The organism is Rhodococcus sp. GXMU-t2271 (genome assembly GCF_041414735.1).
Classification (GTDB): domain Bacteria; phylum Actinomycetota; class Actinomycetes; order Mycobacteriales; family Mycobacteriaceae; genus Rhodococcus; species Rhodococcus indonesiensis.
Map to the genome: position 1 here is coordinate 1 of NZ_JAUIZP010000041.1, position 19,003 is coordinate 19,003.

Here is a 19,003-nt window from a genome sequence, read left to right on the forward strand (position 1 = left end):
CATCACGACAAGAGGCGAGAGTGAATGCTCTCGCCTCTTGTCGTGAGAGGCCCACCTCGGGTGGTTCGGTTTGTTCAGGGGCTATGGCGCAGCTGGTAGCGCACCACACTGGCAGTGTGGGGGTCAGGGGTTCGAGTCCCCTTAGCTCCACCATCACGACAAGAGGCGAGAGTGAATGCTCTCGCCTCTTGTCGTGAGAGGCCCACCTCGGGTGGTTCGGTTTGTTCAGGGGCTATGGCGCAGCTGGTAGCGCACCACACTGGCAGTGTGGGGGTCAGGGGTTCGAGTCCCCTTAGCTCCACTCTCTCCGGGACGCCCTGATCGTTCTGCGATCGGGCCGGTATCTCGGGCAATGCCGACATTTTCCCCTCGGAACCTGCTTCATGCTCTCTCGTAGCGGCGCACACTGTGATGGATCGCTTCGAAAACGGGAGAGGTGAGCTGTCGTGTCCGAAGGTTCGAACATCACCCAGGGTTCTTCTTCCGGTGCCGCGCCCGGTGCGGGTGCCACTGCTGGTTCAGGTGCCACTGCTGGTTCAGGTGCGGCTGCCGGTTCGGGTTCCACCGCGGTAGCGGGCGCGTCCGCACGCCATGCCGGTGGTGCCCACGAGGGTGGCGGTCCCACCGCCGCTGTCCGCCACGGCTCGGGGCCGGCGACCGGCTCCGGCCTGAAGCAGGGCTTCGCCGCCGGCACGTCGATAGCGGCCGGCATCCTGCTCGCCACGGTCGGTGTTCTGCAGTTCCTGCAGGGCATCGCCGCGATCGCCAAGGACGACATCATCGTCGTGGGACAGGAGTACACGTTCTCCTGGGACGTCACGGCATGGGGCTGGGTGCATCTGATCCTGGGCGTCCTGGTGGCCGTGATCGGTCTCGCGCTCGTCACGGGCGCGACGTGGGCGCGCGTCGCCGCGATCGTCATCGCGGCGCTGTCGATCATCGTGAACTTCCTGTGGTTGCCGTACTACCCGGGCTGGTCGCTCGCGATCATCGCGATCGACGTGGTGGTGATCTGGGCAGTGTCCACCTGGGATGCCGATCGCACCTGGGGTGCCGATCGCACTTGGGATGCCGGAAGCGCCGAGCCGGGCTACCGTCCCTGATCAATCCTCGTACAGACGCTGCACGACGTCGGCGCAGCGCGCGAGCACCCGCTCCGGCAGCGGGTGCCCGTGCGCGTCGACGTCCGTCGGTGGCAGCGGTGTGGGCAGCACGATGAACCGGCGAATGCGTTCCCAGCGGCCGAGATCCGCGTTGAGCCGGTCGACGGCTGCCGCGGCCTCCGCCGGTGGGATCGGCCGGTCCGACGTGGGGACGACCAGTCCTACGCAGTAGGGCCGGAGTTCACCTGCCACGACCAGATCCGCGTCGGGGAGCAGTGCCCGGAACCGGCGTGCGAGGGCAGCCGGCGCGACGTACTTGCCGGTCGAGGTCTTGAACACCTCTTTCTTGCGGCCCCGCAGTGTGACGAATCCGTCGTCGTCGACGGCGCCGCGATCGCCGGTATGGAACCAGCCGTTGCGGTCGACGGCGGCCGCGGTGCGTTCGACATCGTCGTGGTACCCGGCCATCACCGCGGGGCTGCGCACGAGCAGTTCCCCGTCGGGGGCGATACGCACCTGCGTGCCGGGCAGGGGCCGGCCCACGGAGCCGAGACGCCGGCAGTCCGGGCGGTTGACGCAGGACGGCCCCGCCGTCTCGGTGATGCCGTAGCCCTCGAGGGCCGGCACACCGACCCCTTCGAACCACTCGGCCAATGGCCGGGCGAGCCGGGCCGACCCGGACAGCACGAACCGCAGTCGACCCAGATCCGCGGCGCCGGACTCGACGCCGCCGCGGATCTTGCCCAGTACATGCGGAACGGATCCGAGGAAGGTCGGCCTGACCTCGACGAGGTGCTGCACGACCCGGTCGGCACGGCCGTCGACGAACGTCGGCACCCCCAGATGCACGCCCACGAACAGCAACGCGCGCCCGAAGACGTGGGAGAGCGGCAGCCAGAGCAGTTGCAGGTCCGAGGGCGTGAGCATTCCCAGGCGGGCCATCGCCCGGGCTTCGTAGGCGACGGAAGCGTGTGACAAGCACGCACCCTTGGCGGTGCCGTCGGAACTGGAGGTGTAGATCAAGGTGGCCAGGTGGTCGGGCGTCACGCCCGCGATGCGGGCCGCCACCGCTCCGGGGTCGGCAGCCAGGAGGCGCCGGCCCTCGTCCTCGAGCTCGCCGAGCCGATTCAGGTACAGCACCGGCGTGGCCGGCAGCGGCCGGTCCGTGAACGTCAGCACGCTGCCCGAGTGCCGCAGCAACGCCGCCACGTCCGCCGGAGGGGTCGCGGGGTAGATCGGCACGGTGACCGCTCCCGCACACACGATCGCCAGGTCGGCGAGGATCCACTCGTAGCTGGTGGCGGCGCAGACGGCGACGTGCGTGCCCGGGGCGATGCCCCGGCCGATCAACCCGGCGGCCAGCGCAGTGACTCGGCTGCCCACCTCGGTCCACGACACGCTCGACCAGTCGTCACCCGCGGGATGCCGGAACGCCTCCGCGTGGGGCGTGCGGGCGATCCGTTCGAACAGCAACCGCGGCACGGTGCGGGCGGGTTCAGTCATCGCTGCTCGTCCATCCGCCAGGTCGCAGGGAGCGGCCGATCGCACGGGCGGCGGTGCGGGCGAGCTGGGACAATGCGGTGACCTGCGCGGTGTCGGCGGCGGCGACGATCGACAGTGCCGCGACGGCAATGCCGGGCCGATCGAAGATCGGTGCGGCCACCGAGACTGCCTCCATCGTCACCTGGCGGTCGCTCACCGCGATCTTGGAGCGGCGCACCTCGGCCAGAACCCGGCGCAGCTCGTCCGGTGAGGTGAGAGTGCGTTCGGTGAACCGTTCCAGTGGCCGTGCCAGCACCTCCTCCTGAACGGCGCGCGGCGCGAACGCGAGCAGCACGAGTCCCAGGCCGGACGCGTGGATGGGAAAGGGACTGCCGACCCGGGTGAGGGTCTTGACCGCCCGCTGACCGCCCAGCCGTTCGACGAACACCACCTCGGTGCCCTCGCGCACGCCGAGCTGCACGTTCTCCTGGGTGATCTGCGACAGGTCTTCCATCACCGGCAGTGCCAGCTCGCGCAGCAGCGCACCCCGGGGTGCGAGGGCCGCGACCTGCCACAGCCGGAGCCCGACGCTGAAGCGGCCGGACGAGTCGCGCTCCAGCGCGCCCCATTCCGTGAGGTCCCCGGCCAGCCGGTGCACTGTGGTGAGCGGCAGACCCGTGCGCCGGGAGATCTCGCTCAGGGTCAGGCTGGGCTGCGCACGGGTGAACGCCTCGAGGAGGGTGAGCGCGCGTACCGTGACGGAACCGGTGGCCGGGCGGGCGGTGCCGGTAGGGGTCACGGTGCTCACCACTTCCTCGGGAACTGCTCCGGCCGGGCCGGTACGACTCTGAGCGGAATGCTAGTCCAGCTCTCGAGCGCATTGTCCGGTTGCGGCATCGGATCCCGGCCGCCTCGATCCGGCACGGTGAGCAGCAGCGCCGCAGCGGGGCATGCACCCGGTCCGCCGACGCGCGCATCCGGGTGACCTCACGCCGAGCGGGGAGCCGGTTCTCGGAGCACCCGCGCTATCGTGGCCGGAGTGAGCACCACGATCCCGGCCCCCGACACGATGATCACCTGCCTGCGGGACGTGCTGGTCGGGCCGCTGACCGAGATCGGTCAGCGCTTCTCGGCGCTGCTCACCGACCTGGTCCCGCACACCGCCCTGGTGATCTTCACGCGGGAATGCACCGGCCGGCCGCGCAAGGTGGCCGGCGACCCCGGAGTCGTCGACAGGGTGACCATCGCCGAACTCGACCGCATCCGGAGCGAACTCGCGACCGGGCAGATCCGTCGCGGCCCGGCCCGTATCGCCGGCCGGGACCGCGACGTGTGGGTAATCCTCGATGCCACCGATACGCTGCTCGTGCTCGTCCCGGAAAGCGCCCGCACCGCCTCGATTCCGCTCGAGCTGGTCCGGGCCCTGTTCGCCGTCGTGGCCACCGGCATCCAGCTCCAGGTCCGCAACGCAAGCCCGGCGTATCTCGCCGAATCGCGTGCCGCCTCGTCCGAACGCGCACGGACCGTTGCCGAGCTCACCGAGGCTCATGCGATGACACTCGAGTCGATCCTCGCGACGCTGCGGTCGAGGGATCTCGACGACACCCGGGCACGCGTCACCGCGCGGGAGACCGCCACCAATGCCCTCATCGGGCTCCGCTCGGCCGTCGACCGTCACCGTGAGCTCGCCGAGGAAGCAGTGACCACGGCCTTCGCCCGGCTGCACGGGGAGTTGCGTGGTCTGCTCCGGCATCGCGAGGTGGTCCTCGAGATGGTCGCCCCGCCCGTGGACGGGCGGGCGCTGCCCGGAGAGGTCGCGCACGCGGCGCGGGCTCTCGCTCGCGGCGCGGTGCTTGCGATGTCCGCGCAGGCGGACCTCGGCCGCATCCGGGTGGCCTGGAACTGTCACGGCGGCGACCTGCTGATCGACATCCGGGACGACGGGGACGGCGAGGCCGACGCGGCCGATCTCGCGCGGCAGTTGCGGGACCGGGCCGAGACCCTCGGCGGCACCGTAGAGGCCGAGTCCACGCCGGGGTGGGGGTGCCGCGTCGCGGCGCGGCTACCGCTCGACATGCCCGCACCGGTGGCCGGTAGCTCCGCACTCGAGGCGCTGGCGGTGCTCGCGCCCCGGGAGGTGGAGGTGCTCGAGCACCTCGTCGCGGGCCGGCGGAACCGGATGATCGCCGAGCGGCTCGGCGTCAGCGAGTCGACGGTCAAGTTCCACGTGGCGTCGGTGCTCCGCAAGCTCGGCGTGAGCACCCGCGGAGAAGCGGCGGCGCTCGGTGCGGAGGCGGGGATCAAGGCCGCGGGCTGACGTCCGTCCCGTGCATCCATTCGGTTGCGCGCCCGACGATCTCGGCGGCGATCGCGGCGGGCTCGGCGCCGATGCCGACGGCGATCGCCGCTTCGTCGGGTTCGAGCGGCTCGAACGCGGCGAACTGCGAGTCCAGGAGGTCGGCCGGCATGTAGTGGCCGTGCCGTGTGCGCAGTCGTTCCCGGATCTGTTCGCGCGTGCCTGCCAAATGCACGAAGACCACGTTCGCACCGGCCAGGTCGTTGCGGTAGCTGCGGCGCAGTGCGGAGCACGTCACCACTCCTGGCCGGCCCCGCGCGGTGTGGTCCCGGATCCATTCGCCGATCGACGCGAGCCACGGTGCCCGGTCGGCGTCGCCGAGTGGCCGGCCGGCGGCCATCTTCTCGACATTGGAACGCGGATGCAGGTCGTCGCCCTCGAGCAGGTCCCACCTCAGGGCGTCGGCGACGAGTGCCGCGACGGTCGACTTGCCGGAACCGGACACACCCATGATCACGAGAATCGGCGGGCCGGAACGGGCGGGAGAGTTCATACGTGCCTCCGTCGATCGACGCCGGGCGCCGGGGCGCTCGTCAGCGCCCCAGCATGCCCCACCGGGTGGACCGGTTCACGGCGGCCCGGCGCGCGCGGCGCTCGGATTCCGACATTCCACCCCAGACGCCGTACGGTTCCCCGACCTCCAGGGCGTGGGTGCGGCAGCGCTCGAGAACCGGGCATCGGGCGCAGACGAGCTTGGCGCGGTACTCGCGCAGCTCGCGCGCGTGCCCACGTTCCCCGTCGGGATGGAAGAAGGCCGACGACTCGTGGCCGCGGCACGCAGCGTGCAGCTGCCAATCCCAGCTCTCGCTGCGGGGGTGGGGGAGGGTCACCGTGTTGGCGATCGACATTGCACTCCTCGGGCCTGCGAGGGGTCGCCTCGCCTGGACGCTGCGCCCTGTGAGGGCGGTCATATCGCAGCTTAGCCCGACTTCCGTGCCCGATCAACGCTACTTATGCATTTTCGAGTTGAAAGTGCGGGCTGGTCTTTCGGTCAGGTGAAGCCCCTCCTTCGATCAGGTACCGGGTCGTCCCGCCGTCGATAGCGTGTGCGCATACCGCGATACGTCGCGTGAGCACCGAGGAGAAGGAGGCAGTCATGCCACAGCAGGTACGGGGCGTCGTCGCCCGCGCGAAGGGCGCTCCCGTCGAGGTCGTGCCGATCGTCATCCCCGATCCGGGGCCGGGCGAGGTCGTCGTCGCGATCGCCGCGTGCGGGGTGTGCCACACCGACCTGCACTACCGGGAGGGCGGCATCAACGACGAGTTCCCGTTCCTGCTCGGCCACGAGGCGGCCGGGGTCGTCGAGTCCGTCGGCGAGGGCGTCGACTCGGTCGCGGTCGGCGACTTCGTCGTCCTCAACTGGCGGGCCGTGTGCGGGCAGTGCCGCGCCTGCAAGCGCGGCCGCCCGCAGTACTGCTTCGACACCCACAACGCGACGCAGAAGATGACTCTCGAGGACGGCACCGAACTGACCCCGGCCCTGGGCATCGGCGCGTTCGCCGACAAGACCCTCGTGCACGCCGGGCAGTGCACCAAGGTCGATCCCAGCGCCGACCCGGCCGTCGTCGGCCTGCTCGGCTGCGGAGTGATGGCCGGACTGGGTGCCGCGGTGAACACCGGCGGGGTCACCCGCGGAGACTCGGTGGCGGTCATCGGCTGCGGAGGCGTCGGCGATGCCGCGATCATGGGTGCCCGCCTCGCCGGGGCCAACAAGATCATCGCGGTCGACCGGGACCCGAGGAAACTCGACTGGGCCACCGACCTGGGGGCGACCCACACCGTCAACGGCGCCGAGACCGACCCGGTCGAGGCGATTCAGGAGCTGACCGGCGGCTTCGGCGCCGACGTGGTCATCGACGCCGTCGGCCGCCCGGAGACGTGGAAGCAGGCTTTCTACGCCCGTGATCTGGCCGGCACCGTGGTGCTCGTCGGCGTGCCCACCCCGGACATGACCCTCGAGATGCCGCTGATCGACTTCTTCTCCCGCGGCGGATCGCTCAAGTCCTCCTGGTACGGCGACTGCCTGCCGGAGCGGGACTTCCCGATGCTGGTCGATCTCTACCAGCAGGGCCGGCTGCCGCTCGAGAAGTTCGTGACCGAACGCATCGCCCTCGACCAGGTGGAGAAGGCGTTCGAGACCATGCACCGCGGCGAGGTGCTGCGCTCGGTGGTGGTCCTGTGACCAAAGCGACGGGGGATCGGCACCGCCTGCGTATCGACCGGGTGGTCACCCACGGCACCTTCGCCCTCGACGGCGGCGAGTGGGAGGTCGACAACAACATCTGGCTCGTCGGCGACGACGAGGAGGTGGTCGTGATCGACGCTGCACACACCGCGCAGCCGATCATCGACGCCGTCGCGGGGCGAAAGGTGGTGGCGATCGTGTGCACGCACGGGCACAACGACCACGTCACCGTCGCGCCCGAGCTGGCCGAGAAGCTCGACGCGCCGATCCTGCTCAACCCGGCCGACGACGTGCTCTGGGAGATGACCCACCCCGGTGTGGCACACCGGTCGCTCGAAGACGGGGACCGGATCACGGTGGCAGGCACCGATATCCAGGCCATCCACACCCCCGGGCATTCGCCCGGCTCGACGTGCCTGTACCTGCCGGAGGCGGGTGAGCTGTTCACCGGCGACACCCTGTTCTCCGGCGGGCCGGGGGCGACCGGGCGCTCGTACTCGGACTTCCCGTCCATCATCGGCTCGATCCGCGACAAGCTGTTCGCCCTGCCCGCCGAGACGACGGTGCACACCGGTCACGGTGACGGCACCACGATCGGCACCGAGTCCCCGCACCTCGAGGAGTGGATCCGCCGGGGCAGCTGACCCGGCTGCGGTGCGTCCCGTCGCCGGACCGCGCGGCGGGACGCACCGCTACGCTCGCTTCATGGCGAACGAGCGGATCCCCGTGGTGATCGTCGCAGGCTTTCTGGGCTCCGGGAAGACGACCCTGCTCAACCACCTGCTGCGGAACAACCGTGGCGCACGAATCGGAGTGATCGTCAACGACTTCGGCGCGGTCAACATCGACTCGATGATGGTCGCGGGGCAGGTCGACTCGATGGTCTCGTTGAGCAACGGCTGTCTGTGCTGCGCCGTCGACGTCGCCGACATGGACGCGATGCTCGACCGGCTCGCGCACCGTGCCTCGGACATCGACGTCATCGTCGTCGAGGCCAGTGGGCTCGCCGAGCCGCGCAACATGATCCGACTCGTCGTGGGGTCGGGCAACGAGTACGTGGGCTACGGCGGGCTGGTCCTCGTCGTCGACGGGGCCGAATTCGGCGGCACTCGTGAGCGGCACCCCGAACTCGACCAGCACGTCGCGCTGGCAGATCTCGTGCTGCTCAACAAGACCGACCGCATCGACGGCGACGTGCACGACGAACTGCTGGAAACGCTGTGCCGCCTCAACGACCGCGCCGCGATCGTGTCCACCGTGCACGGGCGCATCGATCCGGCGCTGTTGTTCGACATTCCCGAACGTCCCGAGCCGCAACCCGGCGAACAGCTCAGCCTCGACCAGTTGCTGTACGAGGAACACGACGGTGAGCACACGCATCTGCACGACGGCTACGACGCCGTGGACTTCGATTCGCCGGTACCGTTGCACCCTCGCGCCCTCGTCGGCTTCCTCGAGGACCAGCCGGCCGGGGTGTTCCGCATCAAGGGGTACGTCCACGTCGTCGCCGGAGGTCGGACACGCACCTACCTGCTGCACACTGTGGGCGACCACATCCGCTTCGATCCCGTGCGGCGTACGGGCGACGCCCCTGCCACCACCCGGCTCGTCGTGATCGGTGCCGATCTGGATCCCGATGCGGTACGCGCCCGGCTCGCCGCGTGCGTACCCACCGAACCGGTGCCGGCCGACGCAATGCTGGCCGTGCACCGGTTCACGCCGCGTTGAGTGCGGGTCCGGGAACCTGTCTGCCGGTCTATCCCCGCGCGGCAGTCGCCGACGGGCGGTTCGGGCGACGACGGCGGCCGGCCTGACCGGCGCGCTCTTGCCGGGCCGGCTGTTCCCGTCGCGACGCGCCCTGCTCCCGGGCGGCACCGCCGCCGTGCTCCCGGGCGGCACCGCCGCCGTGCTGTCGGGCGGCACCGCCGCCGTGCTGCCGGGCGCCGCGCTGAGCGGTCGCTCCGCTGCCGCCGCGTCGGGCCGGCCGTCGCGATCCACCGCCCGAGGGGGCCGGCGCTGCCTGCTTGGCGGACGGCGCCACGTGCGGGGCGATCTCGCCGACCAGATCCAGTACGTGCTCCGACTTCGCCGTCACCCGCACCGGGGTGACCTTGATCGCAGCCTTGCGCATGATGACGGCGAGATCCTTGCGCTGTTCCGGCAGGACCACGGTCACGACGTCGCCGGTGCTTCCGGCGCGGGCCGTGCGGCCCGAACGGTGCAGGTACGCCTTGTGTTCGGCCGGCGGGTCCACGTGCACCACCAGTTCCACGTCGTCGACGTGGACGCCGCGGGCCGCGACGTCGGTGGCCACGAGCACTCGCGCCTCCCCGGAGGAGAACGCCGCGAGGTTGCGGTCGCGCGCGTTCTGCGACAGGTTGCCGTGCAGATCGACGGCGGGAATGCCGGACTCGGTGAGCTGACGGGCGAGCTTGCGGGCCTGATGCTTGGTGCGCATGAACAGGATTCGACGGCCCGTGCCGGAAGCCAGGGTCCGCACGAGGTCCTTCTTCGTGTCGGCGTTGTCGACGTCGAACACGTGGTGCGTCATCGCTGCGACCGGGGAGTGCGCCTCGTCGACCGAGTGCAGCACCTCGTTGCGCAGGAACCGCTTGACGAGCTTGTCGACCCCGTTGTCGAGCGTGGCCGAGAACAGCAGGCGCTGACCGTCCTTCGGTGTCGCGTTCATGATCCGCGTCACGCCGGGAAGGAAGCCGAGGTCGGCCATGTGGTCCGCCTCGTCGAGCACGGTGATCTCCACCGCGTCGAGGGTGACGAACTTCTGCCGCATCAGATCCTCGAGCCGGCCCGGGCAGGCGATCACGATGTCCACGCCGCGGCGCAGCGCGTCGACCTGACGGTTCTGCGAGACTCCGCCGAAGATGGTGGTCACCCGCAGCCCGGCCACCCGTGCGAGAGGCTCGACGACCGCGGCGATCTGCGTTGCCAGCTCGCGGGTGGGGGCCAGCACCAGTCCACGCGGGCGGCCCGCCGCGCGGGTGGCGCCGCCCGCCAGGCGCGCGGTGAGCGGAATGGAGAACGCCAGCGTCTTGCCGCTGCCCGTGCGGCCGCGGCCGAGCACGTCACGGCCGGCCAGCGTGTCGGGCAGCGTGTCGACCTGGATCGGGAACGGGCTGGTGATGCCGCTGTCGTTCAGGGAGGCCACCAGGGTCCGGGGGACGCCGAGGTCGGAGAAGGAAACGGTCATGGGTACAGAACTGCCTTTCGATGCAGCGTGCACGCACTCCGAGACGCTCTCGCAGGGCGCAGTGGATCGCCGCAAGGAAAGCCGATGCCGGTGTTGCATGCGGAGCCGGGCACGATCCCGGCCCGCCGGTATCCCACGACGGTGGGCATCGTCGTGATGCCCGAACTACCGCAGCCTACCCCACGCCAGGATGCTCGTCGGCGCACGCGTCGAGGCCGACCCACTCGGACAGGCCGTCGTCGAAACGCTGCCGCTTCCAGATGGGAACCTCGCGTTTGATGCGTTCGACCAGTTCAGCGCACACGGCGAAGGCCTCGGCCCGGTGGGGTGCCGCCACTGCGGCCACCAGCGCGAGATCGCCGACGGTGAGATCGCCCACTCTGTGCACGGCAGCGACCGGCAGCCCCGAATCGGCCGCCAGCTGTTCGCAGCAGCGGCGCAGGAAGTGCTCCGCCTCCGGATGGGCCTGGTACTCGAGCGCGCTGACCGAGCGCCCCCCGTCGTGGTTGCGCACCACGCCGCTGAAGACCACGACCGCGCCGTGCTCGGGGCCGGCCACGGCGGCGTCCACGGTTCCCGGATCGAGCGGTTCGCTCGAGATCCGCGCCAGCAGTTCACTCATGCGCTCCTCCTCCGGCGACCTGTGCCAGCAGGTGGCCGAGAATCGGCTCGAGCACCGCCAGCCCGTCCTTCACGCCCCCCGGTGAGCCGGGCAGATTGACCACCACCGTGCGGCCGACGAGGCCGGCCACACCGCGCGACAGCGACGCGTGCGGGGTGACCTGCAGGCCACGCAGACGGATCGCCTCCGCGACGCCCGGCAGCTCGCGGTCCAGCAGTGCCAGCGTCGCTTCCGGAGTCGCATCCGTCGGGGAAGCGCCGGTCCCGCCGGTGGAGATCACGAGGGCGGGATCGCCGGCGAGCGCGTCCTCGAGTCCCCACGCGATGTCCGCGTCGGCGTACACCAGCGGACCCCGCACCGTGAAGCCGCGCGTCTCGAGAAACTCCGCGATCAGCGGGCCCGTCCTGTCCTCCCGCGTACCGGCGGCCACACCCGTGGACGCGACGAGGACCGTCGCCGGCGCACCCGTCTGTTCGACGAAATCGTCGTCCTCCGGCGCGACGGTCACGGCCTCTTCGGCAGTGGCGGCCTCCTCCTCACGGCGCTGCCAGTGCCCGCGTTTGCCGCCGGCCTTCGAGAGCAGCCGCACCCCGTTCAGGACCGCGGCGGGGTCGACGGCCTTGACCATGTCGTGCAGCGTCAGCCCGGCCACCGCGACGGCGGTGAGGGCTTCCATCTCGACGCCCGTGGGGCCCTTCGTCTTTGCCGTGGCCTCGATCGTGATCGTGGTGTCGGTGAACCCGAAGGTGACCTGCACCGACGACAATGCCAGCTGGTGGCACAGCGGAATCAGCTCCCATGTGCGCTTGGCCGCGGCTATCCCGGCGATTCGGGCGGTGGCGAGCACGTCCGCCTTGGGCATGTCGTCGGCCCGCACCAGCGACACCACCTCCGCGGTGGTGACGAGTTCGCCGGCGGCGACCGCGACGCGGGCGGTGTCGGACTTGCCGGACACGTCGACCATCCGGGCGCGGCCACTGTCGTCGAGGTGGCTGAGAACGCCGCTGTCGGGCGTGGTGACGTCGTACGGTTCGGTCATAGCGGCAGCACCCTTACGAGTTCTCCGGGTTCGAGACCCGTGGTGTCGGCGGGGATGTCGAGCAGGACATCCGCGGTGGCCATCGCGGCGATCAGGTGGGACCCGGCGCCGGGGATCGCCACCACGGCGTCGCCGTCGCGCCGTCCGCGCAGGAACTGACGCTTACCGGGAACGGAGACGAGACTTGTTGCCAGAGGGCGCTTCTCGGGATCGATTGCGGGCAGGCCCGCGGCGGACCGCAGCACCGGCCTGGCGAACACCTCGAACGAGACCAGCGCGCTGACCGGATTACCGGGAAAGGTGAGCACCGGTACCGCATCCACCCGCGCGGTGCCCTGCGGTCCACCGGGTTGCATCGCCACGGACACGAACTCGGCACCGCGCGGGCCGAGCACGTCCTTGACGACTTCGAAGTCGCCTTTCGACACTCCGCCCGAGGTGAACACCACTTCGGCCACGGAGGTCGCGTGCGCGAGTTTCGCGGCGAACACCTCCGCGTCGTCGCCACTGCGATCCACCGAGACCACCAGTGCGCCGTTGGCGGCCGCGCTGGCGGCCAGAGCCGGCCCGTTCGAGTCGTGGATCCTGCCCGTCGTGAGAACGCTGCCACCGGGCACCAGTTCGCTGCCGGTCGAGATCACCGCCACGCGCGGTCGGGTGCGGACGGGCACGTGGGTGAGACCGACCGCGGCGAGGGCCGCGACGTGCCGGGCGGCGACGACGGTTCCCGCCGGCAGCAGGGGACGGCCGCGACCGATGTCGCTGCCGCGTTCGCGCACGAACGCGCCCGGGGCGGGCGCCGTGCACACGGTGACGTGGCCCCCGTCGTCGGTCACGGTGTCCTCGACCGGGACGACCGCATCGGCGCCGACGGGCAGTGGCGCCCCGGTCATGATCTTGGTTGCAGTTCCCGGCACGTGCGCCGTCTCGCCGTCACCGGCCGCGAGGACGGCACGAACGGAAAGGGTCACCGGTGCGGTGGTGACCGACGCCGTGTCGACCGCGTACCCGTCCATCTGCGAGTTCCGGAAGGTGGGAAGGTCGATCGGGGCGACGAGGTCCTCGGCCAGTACCCGCCCGAGCGCATCGAGGAGCGGGACCGGTTCGGCCCCGCGGATCAGCATCGGGGAGAGCAACGTCGCCACGTGTCGCGCATGCTCCTCCACCGACCGCCTGCCGCCCGCCATGCGTCAATCCTAGGCACACCGGACGCGGCGCCGTGCGCCCTCGTCGAGTCGTGGATTTCGCTCCCGCCGCGCGAGGGGACCCGTAACGGCATACTGAGGGTCATGAGGAGGGAGGCTCGATGACGGCGGTGCACGTGGGGATCCCGGTGGTGCGCCCCGCCGCGGCCGAGGACGTCTCCGACCGGCCGGACACCCCTGTGCTGCTCGACCGCTTCGGGCGTGTCGCCCGCGACCTGCGGGTGTCGATCACCGAGAAGTGCTCGCTGCGATGCACGTACTGCATGCCGGAGGAGGGCCTGCCGGCGATCCCGCGTGAGCGGCTGCTCAGCGCCGAGGAGATCGTCCGCCTCGTGGCCGTGGGCGTGCACCACCTCGGAATCCGGGAGGTCCGCTTCACCGGCGGCGAACCGCTCATGCGGCGGGACCTCGAGCAGATCGTCGCCGGTTGTGCCCGCGTCGTGCCCGGGGTGCCGCTGGCGGTGACCACCAACGCCGTCGGTCTCGCCCACCGGGCCGATGCGCTGGCGCGGGCAGGTCTGACGCGGGTCAACATCTCGCTGGATTCGGTCGACCGCGCGCGGTTCGCCCAGCTGACCCGGCGCGACCGGCTCGATTCGGTGCTGGACGGGATCCGTGCCGCCAAGGCGGCGGGATTCGCGCCGGTGAAGGTCAATGCCGTGCTGATGCCGCAGACCCTGGACGGAGCTGCGGACCTGCTGGCGTGGTGCCTGGACGAGGGCGTGCAGTTGCGGTTCATCGAGCAGATGCCGCTCGATGCCGACCACGAGTGGGCCCGGGCGAACATGGTCCCCGCACAGCGGCTGCTCGACCTGCTCTCCGCCCGCTTCGCCCTCACCGAGGTGGGGCGGGAGGATCCGTCCGCGCCGGCCGAGCGGTGGGCCGTCGACGGTGGTCCGGCGACCGTGGGCATCATCGCGTCGGTGACCCGGTCGTTCTGCTCCGACTGCGACCGCACCCGCCTGACCTCGGAAGGCACCGTGCGCTCGTGCCTGTTCAGCGATCGGGAGACGGACCTGCGGGCAGCACTGCGGGGCGGGGCGAGCGACGACGAACTCGCCGCGTTGTGGCGCGGCGCGATGTGGAACAAATGGGCCGGGCACGGCATCGACGCGGCGGACTTCACGCCGCCGCAGCGCAGTATGGGAGCAATCGGTGGCTGACACGACGGGTATCGAGGTGCGGTATTTCGCCGCGGCGGCGGATGCGGCCGGGGTGGAGAAGGAGACGGTGGCGTTGCCGCCGACGGCGGATCTGGGGGCGCTGAAGGCGGCGCTGGTCGACCGGCACGGCGCCGAGATGGCGCGCGTGCTGTCGGTGGCGGCGTTCCTGGTCGACTCCGAACTCACTCGTGACCTCGGACGCGCCGCCGGCCCGGCGGTCGACGTGCTGCCCCCGTTCGCCGGCGGCTGACGGGATCGGCCCAGCCCGGTGCCGGCTGCGCGTCAGCGCCACCAGGTGTCGAGCGGCGACACCGGCACGGTCCGCTTGTGGCGGGTGTTCAGGTACGTCCGTTCGAGCTTCTCGGCGAGCGCCGGGGTGACGTCCTTGCCCTCGAGGTAGTCGTCGATCTCCGCGTAGGTCATGCCCAGGGCCACCTCGTCCGGAAGGGCCGGCCGATCCTCCTCGAGATCCGCGGTCGGGACCTTCTGCCACGTGCTGTCGGGAGCCCCGAGTTCGCGGAGCAGCGCCGCACCCTGCCGTTTCGTCAGGCCGCTGAGCGGGGTCAGGTCCACGCCGCCGTCGCCGTGCTTGGTGAAGAACCCGGTCACCGCCTCGGCGGCATGGTCGGTCCCGACGACCAGAAGCCCGAGCTGACCGGCGATGGCGTACTGCAGGATCATCCGCTCGCGGGCCTTGATGTTGCCCCGCACGAAGTCGCTGAGCTGCGATCCGTTGCCGTAGATCTCGTGCATGGCCTGCCCGGCCTCGGCGGCGGAGGCGTCGGCACCGGGCTTGACGTTGATCCGCAACGAGCGGTCGGGGCCGATGAACTCCATGGCGACCTGCGCGTCGTGCTCGTCGGCCTGTTCGCCGTAGGGCAGTCGTACGGCGACGAACTCGGCCTCGTGTCCCTCCGCGCGCAGTTCCTCCGCGGCGAGCTGGGCGAGGCGGCCGGCGAGCGTGCTGTCCTGGCCGCCGCTGATGCCGAGAACGAATCCCCTGGTGGAACTCGACACGACGTAGTCCTTCAGGAACTGCACGCGGGACCGGATCTCCGCCTGTGGGTCGATCGTCGGCCGGACGCCGAGTTCCTCGATGATCTGCGCGCGAAGGTTCGTCATCGTTCGAACCCTAGCGGGACGTCCGGCGGTGTGCTCGGGTGACATGTGCGGCACGCGGCGGGCACACTCGTGACGATGAGCAGCGACCTCTTCCGCAAGCACCGGGCCGGGGCCCACCCCGACTTCTTCCGCGCCGAGGCCGCAGGGCTGGCCTGGCTCGCGGCCGCGGGCATGTCCGTCGTCGCCGTCCGCGAGGTCGGGGCGGACCATATCGATCTCGAGCGGTTGACCGAGGCGGCCCCCAGCGCGGCGGCGGCTCGGGGGTTCGGTGCGCGCCTCGCCCGCATGCACGCTGCGGGCGCCCGCGGATTCGGTTGTCCGCCGGACGGATTCGACGGCCAGCTGTTCATCGGCAAGCGCCCGATGAGCAGCACCGTCCACGCGAGCTGGGGCGAGTTCTACGTGACGGAACGGGTCGAGCCGTTCCTGCGGATCGCGGTCGACGCGGGCAGCGTCACCGCGACGCAGCTGCCGGACATCGAGAAGGCCTGCGCGCGCGTCGCCGCCGGCGAGTTCGACGACGACGAGTCGCCCGCCCGTCTGCACGGTGACCTGTGGAACGGCAATGTGCTGTGGACCGCCGCGGGTGTGGTGCTGATCGACCCGGCCGCGCACGGCGGTCACCGGGAGACGGATCTGGCGATGCTGGAGTTGTTCGGCTGTCCCCACCTCGACGAGATCGTCGCGGCCTACGACGCCACGTGCCCGCTGCGGGAGGGGTGGCGCGAGCGCGTGCCGATGCATCAGCTGCATCCGCTGGCGGTGCATGCGGCGGGCTACGGTGCAGGGTACGGGCGGGCGCTGCACCGGGCAGCGCTCGCGACCCTCGCGCTGGGAGAGCAGAGTTGACCGAGATTCTCGTCGTCGCCGCCACGAGGTCCGAGGCGGCGCACGTCCCGGCGCGCTACGAGACGGTGATCACCGGCATCGGCAAGGTGCACGCCGCCGTCGCGGTGACCGAGGCGCTGGCGCGGCACCGGCTCGGGACGCCGCCCACGGTGGTCAACCTCGGGACCGCTGGGGCGCTGCACATGCAGCACGGCGGGCTCTACCTGCCGTCGGCGGTAATCAACCACGACATCAGCAGCGAGGTGCTGCGCAGCCTCGGCTATCCGGTCGAGGACGTGGTCGAACTCGAGGGCGGGGACGGGACGGTGCTCGCCACGGGCGATTCCTTCGTCTCGGACGCGCAGGTGCGGGATGCGCTCGCGGCCCGCGCCGACCTCGTCGACATGGAGGGTTTCGCGATCGCCTTCGCCGCGGCCCGCATGGGTGCGCCGTGCCGGCTGGTCAAGCACGTCAGCGACCACGCGGACGAGACCGCGCTGGACTGGCCGGCCAGGGTCGACGCCAGCGCCCGCGAACTCGCGCGGTGGCTGGTGGAGCAGTACTGAGCCGGCTCGTCAGCGCGCGGTGTACCCGAGACCGGTGACGCCGTCCGCGCCGGTCAGTCGCATCCGCGCGCCCTCGACCGCGTAGCGCACCTCGCCCGACAGCACGGCGAGGACGGTCGACTCGGTGCGCGCGAGCTCCGGGTCGGGGCACGCGGCGCGGGTGGTGGCCAGCGGCCCGAACGTCAAGGTGTCTCCGACGGTGACGTGGCCGGTGAACCGGTTGCAGCCGGTGCTGCCCGAGACCGTGCCGTCGTCGGCGACGGTCAGCGTGGGCGCGGCCTCCTCGAGGGCCCGGGAGGTCGACACCGCGGCGGCCGTGACGAGTTCGGTGAGCACCCACTGCGTGCCCACGACGGGACGGTCCGGGTCGGCGACCGTGCGGTCGAGCAGGGACACGGACACGTCGCCGCCGTCGAGGGTCAGCATGTCGCCGTCGAGGTGCCAGCGCGGCTGCGCGGCGAACAGTTCGGACAGCCAGGTGTCGGCGCCGTCGAGCGGCGGCGGGCACGACATGAGAGTGCTGGCGAGCCGGTCGGCGCGCAGCACGCCGTCGGCGAGATCGACCGAGCCCACCGAGCGGTTGCAGCCGGCGGTCGCGGCGATCCGGCCCGACTCGGGGAACTCGACGACGAGGGGTCCGCCGCCGGGGATCGGTGGGCCCGACACGGCGGTCGAAACGAATGCCCGTCCCGTGAGCAGGGCGGGGTCCTGGGGCGGGGCGGCCGCGCCGTCGCCCGCACAGGCGGCCGTCGTCGCCGCCAGCGCGAGGAGCACCGAGAGCCCGAGCGTCCGCAGCATGCCGGTCACCGTACCGTCCGCCCGGCGCGGGCCGGTGCCGCGACGACGCGCCGCGCGAGGTCCGCCCACCCGTCGGCGAGCCGGTCGAGCGAATACCCGAGATCACGCCACTGATGCAGGACCAGGGTGGCCTCCAGGGGGGCGAACAGGGACTGGGCCAGCAGGGGCAGGTCGCCGTCGACCCCGGCGGTACGCAACAGGATCTCGATGTGGGTCAGGCTCACCGCTCGCGCCGGGGCATTGAAGCGCGCTTCGGCAGAACTCTCGGCGGCCCGCAGCACCTCGCCCTGCACCTCCACGAGGTGGATACGGGCCCGGCCGAACGCGACGAGACGGTCGACGGGATCGGCGCCGGGGCCGAGCGGTGGGGGACCGGTGAGGAACTGCTGCTGCAGGGCCTGTTCGGAGTGGTCGAGCAGCGCGCGCATGAGTCCTGCGCGGGAGCCGAAGCGCCGGAAGACGGTGCCCTTGCCGACCCCGGCGCGCGCGGCGACGGCATCCATCGTGACCGCGTCGACGCCGCGTTCGGCGACGAGGAGCGAGGCCGCCTCGAGGAGCCGCCGCCGATTGCGGGCGGCGTCGCACCGTTCGACGCCCTCGTCTCCGGCGAGCGGCAGCAGCGGAATGTTCACCACGTCACAGTACCGCCCGGGAACATAAGTGGACCGTAGTCCGTTTAGAGTGGAGTCAGACACGGACACCCGAACCGAAGGAACACTCCCATGTCCCAGACCCGCGTTCTCGCTCTCGTCGGCAGCCTGCGCTCCGGCTCCGTCAATCGCCGCCTCGCCGAGACCGCGGCCGCCGTCGCGCCGCAGGGCGTCGAGGTCTCCGTGTACGAAGGCCTCGACGAGGTGCCCTTCTACAACGAGGACCTCGACGGCGAGACGGGCGCCCCCACCGCCGCCGAGGCGCTGCGCGTCGCGGCGAGCGAGGCCGACGCTCTTCTGCTCGTCACCCCCGAGTACAACGGCACCATCCCGGCCGTGCTCAAGAACGCCATCGACTGGCTCTCCCGCCCGTACGGCGCCGGTGCCCTGGCCGGCAAGCCCGCCGCCGTGATCAGTGCCTCGCCGAGCGGCAACGGCGCCAAGTGGGCGCTCGAGGAGACTGTCAAGGCGCTCGGCATCGCCGGCGGCCGGACGGGCCTGCAGCTGTCCATCGCGGGCACCCTCGACAAGTTCGGCGACGCCCACCCGAAGGAGAACGCCGAGGTCGCCGAGCAGATCTCCGCGCTGCTGTCCGAGCTCGCCGCCGCCCGCCGGGAGCTCGTCGACGCCTGAGCCGACCACGTCTCGGACGGCCCCGGACCGCGCACGGTCCGGG

Annotated in this window: 21 protein-coding genes and 2 tRNA genes; 12 read left to right on the forward strand and 11 right to left on the reverse strand. The window is 71.3% G+C overall.

The features are described from left to right. Positions 1-77 precede the first annotated feature (77 nt). The 3 genes from QYS60_RS16005 to QYS60_RS16015 all read left to right on the forward strand — a co-directional run bounded on the left by QYS60_RS16005 (position 78) and on the right by QYS60_RS16015 (position 1,103). A tRNA-Ala gene (locus QYS60_RS16005) sits at positions 78-153 on the forward strand. 75 nt (positions 154-228) lie between these two features. After that, positions 229-301, forward strand: a tRNA-Ala gene (locus tag QYS60_RS16010). A gap of 367 nt (positions 302-668) precedes the next feature. Next, positions 669-1,103, forward strand: coding sequence for a hypothetical protein (locus QYS60_RS16015; protein WP_289377668.1), 435 nt, complete (start codon positions 669-671; stop codon positions 1,101-1,103). On the opposite strand, the gene QYS60_RS16020 is transcribed toward QYS60_RS16015, so the two are convergent. Together QYS60_RS16020 and QYS60_RS16025 are read right to left on the reverse strand one after the other, a co-directional pair. Beyond that, positions 1,104-2,606, reverse strand: a complete 1,503-nt coding sequence (locus QYS60_RS16020) for a long-chain fatty acid--CoA ligase (RefSeq protein WP_289377624.1) — start codon at positions 2,604-2,606, stop codon at positions 1,104-1,106. It abuts the gene before it with no gap. Further along, positions 2,599-3,384: an IclR family transcriptional regulator gene (locus QYS60_RS16025; protein WP_371383647.1), complete on the reverse strand. Its 786-nt coding sequence runs from the start codon at positions 3,382-3,384 to the stop codon at positions 2,599-2,601. Before QYS60_RS16025 ends, QYS60_RS16020 begins: the two co-directional genes overlap by 8 nt. Before the next feature lie 240 nt (positions 3,385-3,624). Between QYS60_RS16025 and QYS60_RS16030 the strand changes: the two genes are divergently transcribed. Then, positions 3,625-4,902: a LuxR C-terminal-related transcriptional regulator gene (locus QYS60_RS16030; protein WP_289377622.1), complete on the forward strand. Its 1,278-nt coding sequence runs from the start codon at positions 3,625-3,627 to the stop codon at positions 4,900-4,902. Here the strand turns inward: QYS60_RS16030 and QYS60_RS16035 are convergent. Beyond that, a complete protein-coding gene (locus QYS60_RS16035) occupies positions 4,886-5,434 on the reverse strand; it encodes a gluconokinase (RefSeq protein ID WP_371383634.1) in 549 nt (182 codons plus the stop codon). The genes QYS60_RS16030 and QYS60_RS16035 overlap by 17 nt on opposite strands. A 40-nt stretch (positions 5,435-5,474) precedes the next feature. Continuing rightward, the gene (locus QYS60_RS16040; protein WP_289377620.1) at positions 5,475-5,789 is read right to left on the reverse strand and encodes a WhiB family transcriptional regulator; all 315 of its coding nucleotides are present in this window, start codon (positions 5,787-5,789) and stop codon (positions 5,475-5,477) included. A gap of 248 nt (positions 5,790-6,037) precedes the next feature. On the opposite strand from QYS60_RS16040, the gene QYS60_RS16045 reads away from it, so the two are divergent. From QYS60_RS16045 to QYS60_RS16055, 3 genes are all read left to right on the forward strand, one after another. Beyond that, complete coding sequence (locus tag QYS60_RS16045) at positions 6,038-7,123, forward strand: S-(hydroxymethyl)mycothiol dehydrogenase (RefSeq protein WP_371383635.1); 1,086 nt, start codon at positions 6,038-6,040, stop codon at positions 7,121-7,123. Beyond that, entirely contained in the window at positions 7,120-7,770 is a 651-nt protein-coding gene (locus QYS60_RS16050; protein WP_371383636.1) for an MBL fold metallo-hydrolase, read from the forward strand. The genes QYS60_RS16045 and QYS60_RS16050 overlap by 4 nt, the downstream gene beginning before the upstream one ends. A 61-nt stretch (positions 7,771-7,831) precedes the next feature. Then, positions 7,832-8,854, forward strand: coding sequence for a GTP-binding protein (locus QYS60_RS16055; RefSeq protein WP_371383637.1), 1,023 nt, complete (start codon positions 7,832-7,834; stop codon positions 8,852-8,854). Between the two features lie 28 nt (positions 8,855-8,882). On the opposite strand, the gene QYS60_RS16060 is transcribed toward QYS60_RS16055, so the two are convergent. The 4 genes from QYS60_RS16060 to glp all read right to left on the reverse strand — a co-directional run bounded on the left by QYS60_RS16060 (position 8,883) and on the right by glp (position 13,182). Further along, positions 8,883-10,334, reverse strand: a complete 1,452-nt coding sequence (locus QYS60_RS16060; protein ID WP_371383638.1) for a DEAD/DEAH box helicase — start codon at positions 10,332-10,334, stop codon at positions 8,883-8,885. Positions 10,335-10,509: 175 nt separating this feature from the next. Next, complete coding sequence (locus QYS60_RS16065) at positions 10,510-10,956, reverse strand: molybdenum cofactor biosynthesis protein MoaE (protein ID WP_371383639.1); 447 nt, start codon at positions 10,954-10,956, stop codon at positions 10,510-10,512. Further along, entirely contained in the window at positions 10,949-11,995 is a 1,047-nt protein-coding gene (moaCB, locus tag QYS60_RS16070; protein WP_371383640.1) for a bifunctional molybdenum cofactor biosynthesis protein MoaC/MoaB, read from the reverse strand. Before moaCB ends, QYS60_RS16065 begins: the two co-directional genes overlap by 8 nt. Continuing rightward, positions 11,992-13,182, reverse strand: a complete 1,191-nt coding sequence (gene glp, locus QYS60_RS16075) for a gephyrin-like molybdotransferase Glp (RefSeq protein WP_289377615.1) — start codon at positions 13,180-13,182, stop codon at positions 11,992-11,994. The genes moaCB and glp overlap by 4 nt, the downstream gene beginning before the upstream one ends. A gap of 119 nt (positions 13,183-13,301) precedes the next feature. On the opposite strand from glp, the gene moaA reads away from it, so the two are divergent. Further along, positions 13,302-14,363, forward strand: a complete 1,062-nt coding sequence (gene moaA / locus QYS60_RS16080) for a GTP 3',8-cyclase MoaA (RefSeq protein ID WP_003936931.1) — start codon at positions 13,302-13,304, stop codon at positions 14,361-14,363. Beyond that, complete coding sequence (locus QYS60_RS16085; protein WP_289377614.1) at positions 14,356-14,613, forward strand: MoaD/ThiS family protein; 258 nt, start codon at positions 14,356-14,358, stop codon at positions 14,611-14,613. Before moaA ends, QYS60_RS16085 begins: the two co-directional genes overlap by 8 nt. A gap of 32 nt (positions 14,614-14,645) precedes the next feature. On the opposite strand, the gene nadE is transcribed toward QYS60_RS16085, so the two are convergent. Then, complete coding sequence (gene nadE / locus QYS60_RS16090) at positions 14,646-15,485, reverse strand: ammonia-dependent NAD(+) synthetase (protein WP_289377613.1); 840 nt, start codon at positions 15,483-15,485, stop codon at positions 14,646-14,648. Positions 15,486-15,560: 75 nt separating this feature from the next. Here nadE and QYS60_RS16095 point away from each other — a divergent pair, with 75 nt between their 5' ends. Together QYS60_RS16095 and QYS60_RS16100 are read left to right on the forward strand one after the other, a co-directional pair. Then, complete coding sequence (locus tag QYS60_RS16095; RefSeq protein WP_371383641.1) at positions 15,561-16,334, forward strand: fructosamine kinase family protein; 774 nt, start codon at positions 15,561-15,563, stop codon at positions 16,332-16,334. Then, the gene (locus tag QYS60_RS16100) at positions 16,331-16,879 is read left to right on the forward strand and encodes a nucleosidase (RefSeq protein ID WP_054373952.1); all 549 of its coding nucleotides are present in this window, start codon (positions 16,331-16,333) and stop codon (positions 16,877-16,879) included. Before QYS60_RS16095 ends, QYS60_RS16100 begins: the two co-directional genes overlap by 4 nt. Before the next feature lie 9 nt (positions 16,880-16,888). Here QYS60_RS16100 and QYS60_RS16105 read toward each other — a convergent pair whose 3' ends face one another. Together QYS60_RS16105 and QYS60_RS16110 are read right to left on the reverse strand one after the other, a co-directional pair. Further along, positions 16,889-17,677: an META domain-containing protein gene (locus tag QYS60_RS16105; RefSeq protein ID WP_371383642.1), complete on the reverse strand. Its 789-nt coding sequence runs from the start codon at positions 17,675-17,677 to the stop codon at positions 16,889-16,891. 5 nt (positions 17,678-17,682) lie between these two features. Continuing rightward, a complete protein-coding gene (locus tag QYS60_RS16110; protein ID WP_371383643.1) occupies positions 17,683-18,312 on the reverse strand; it encodes a TetR/AcrR family transcriptional regulator in 630 nt (209 codons plus the stop codon). A gap of 87 nt (positions 18,313-18,399) precedes the next feature. On the opposite strand from QYS60_RS16110, the gene QYS60_RS16115 reads away from it, so the two are divergent. Beyond that, positions 18,400-18,960 carry an NAD(P)H-dependent oxidoreductase gene (locus QYS60_RS16115; protein ID WP_371383644.1) on the forward strand — a complete coding sequence of 187 codons (561 nt, stop codon included), beginning with the start codon at positions 18,400-18,402 and terminating at the stop codon, positions 18,958-18,960. The last annotated feature ends 43 nt before the right edge of the window (positions 18,961-19,003 follow it).

Bases quoted from the DNA above. Each gene is read 5' to 3' on its own strand.
- QYS60_RS16020 (WP_289377624.1), bottom strand. From the start codon at position 2,606: ATGACTGAACCCGCCCGCACCGTGCCGCGGTTGCTGTTCGAACGGATC.
- QYS60_RS16035 (WP_371383634.1), bottom strand. From the start codon at position 5,434: ATGAACTCTCCCGCCCGTTCCGGCCCGCCGATTCTCGTGATCATGGGT.
- QYS60_RS16040 (WP_289377620.1), bottom strand. From the start codon at position 5,789: ATGTCGATCGCCAACACGGTGACCCTCCCCCACCCCCGCAGCGAGAGC.
- QYS60_RS16045 (WP_371383635.1), top strand. From the start codon at position 6,038: ATGCCACAGCAGGTACGGGGCGTCGTCGCCCGCGCGAAGGGCGCTCCC.
- QYS60_RS16055 (WP_371383637.1), top strand. From the start codon at position 7,832: ATGGCGAACGAGCGGATCCCCGTGGTGATCGTCGCAGGCTTTCTGGGC.
- QYS60_RS16060 (WP_371383638.1), bottom strand. From the start codon at position 10,334: ATGACCGTTTCCTTCTCCGACCTCGGCGTCCCCCGGACCCTGGTGGCC.
- QYS60_RS16065 (WP_371383639.1), bottom strand. From the start codon at position 10,956: ATGAGTGAACTGCTGGCGCGGATCTCGAGCGAACCGCTCGATCCGGGA.
- moaCB (WP_371383640.1), bottom strand. From the start codon at position 11,995: ATGACCGAACCGTACGACGTCACCACGCCCGACAGCGGCGTTCTCAGC.
- glp (WP_289377615.1), bottom strand. From the start codon at position 13,182: ATGGCGGGCGGCAGGCGGTCGGTGGAGGAGCATGCGCGACACGTGGCG.
- moaA (WP_003936931.1), top strand. From the start codon at position 13,302: ATGACGGCGGTGCACGTGGGGATCCCGGTGGTGCGCCCCGCCGCGGCC.
- nadE (WP_289377613.1), bottom strand. From the start codon at position 15,485: ATGACGAACCTTCGCGCGCAGATCATCGAGGAACTCGGCGTCCGGCCG.
- QYS60_RS16095 (WP_371383641.1), top strand. From the start codon at position 15,561: ATGAGCAGCGACCTCTTCCGCAAGCACCGGGCCGGGGCCCACCCCGAC.
- QYS60_RS16105 (WP_371383642.1), bottom strand. From the start codon at position 17,677: ATGCTGCGGACGCTCGGGCTCTCGGTGCTCCTCGCGCTGGCGGCGACG.
- QYS60_RS16115 (WP_371383644.1), top strand. From the start codon at position 18,400: ATGTCCCAGACCCGCGTTCTCGCTCTCGTCGGCAGCCTGCGCTCCGGC.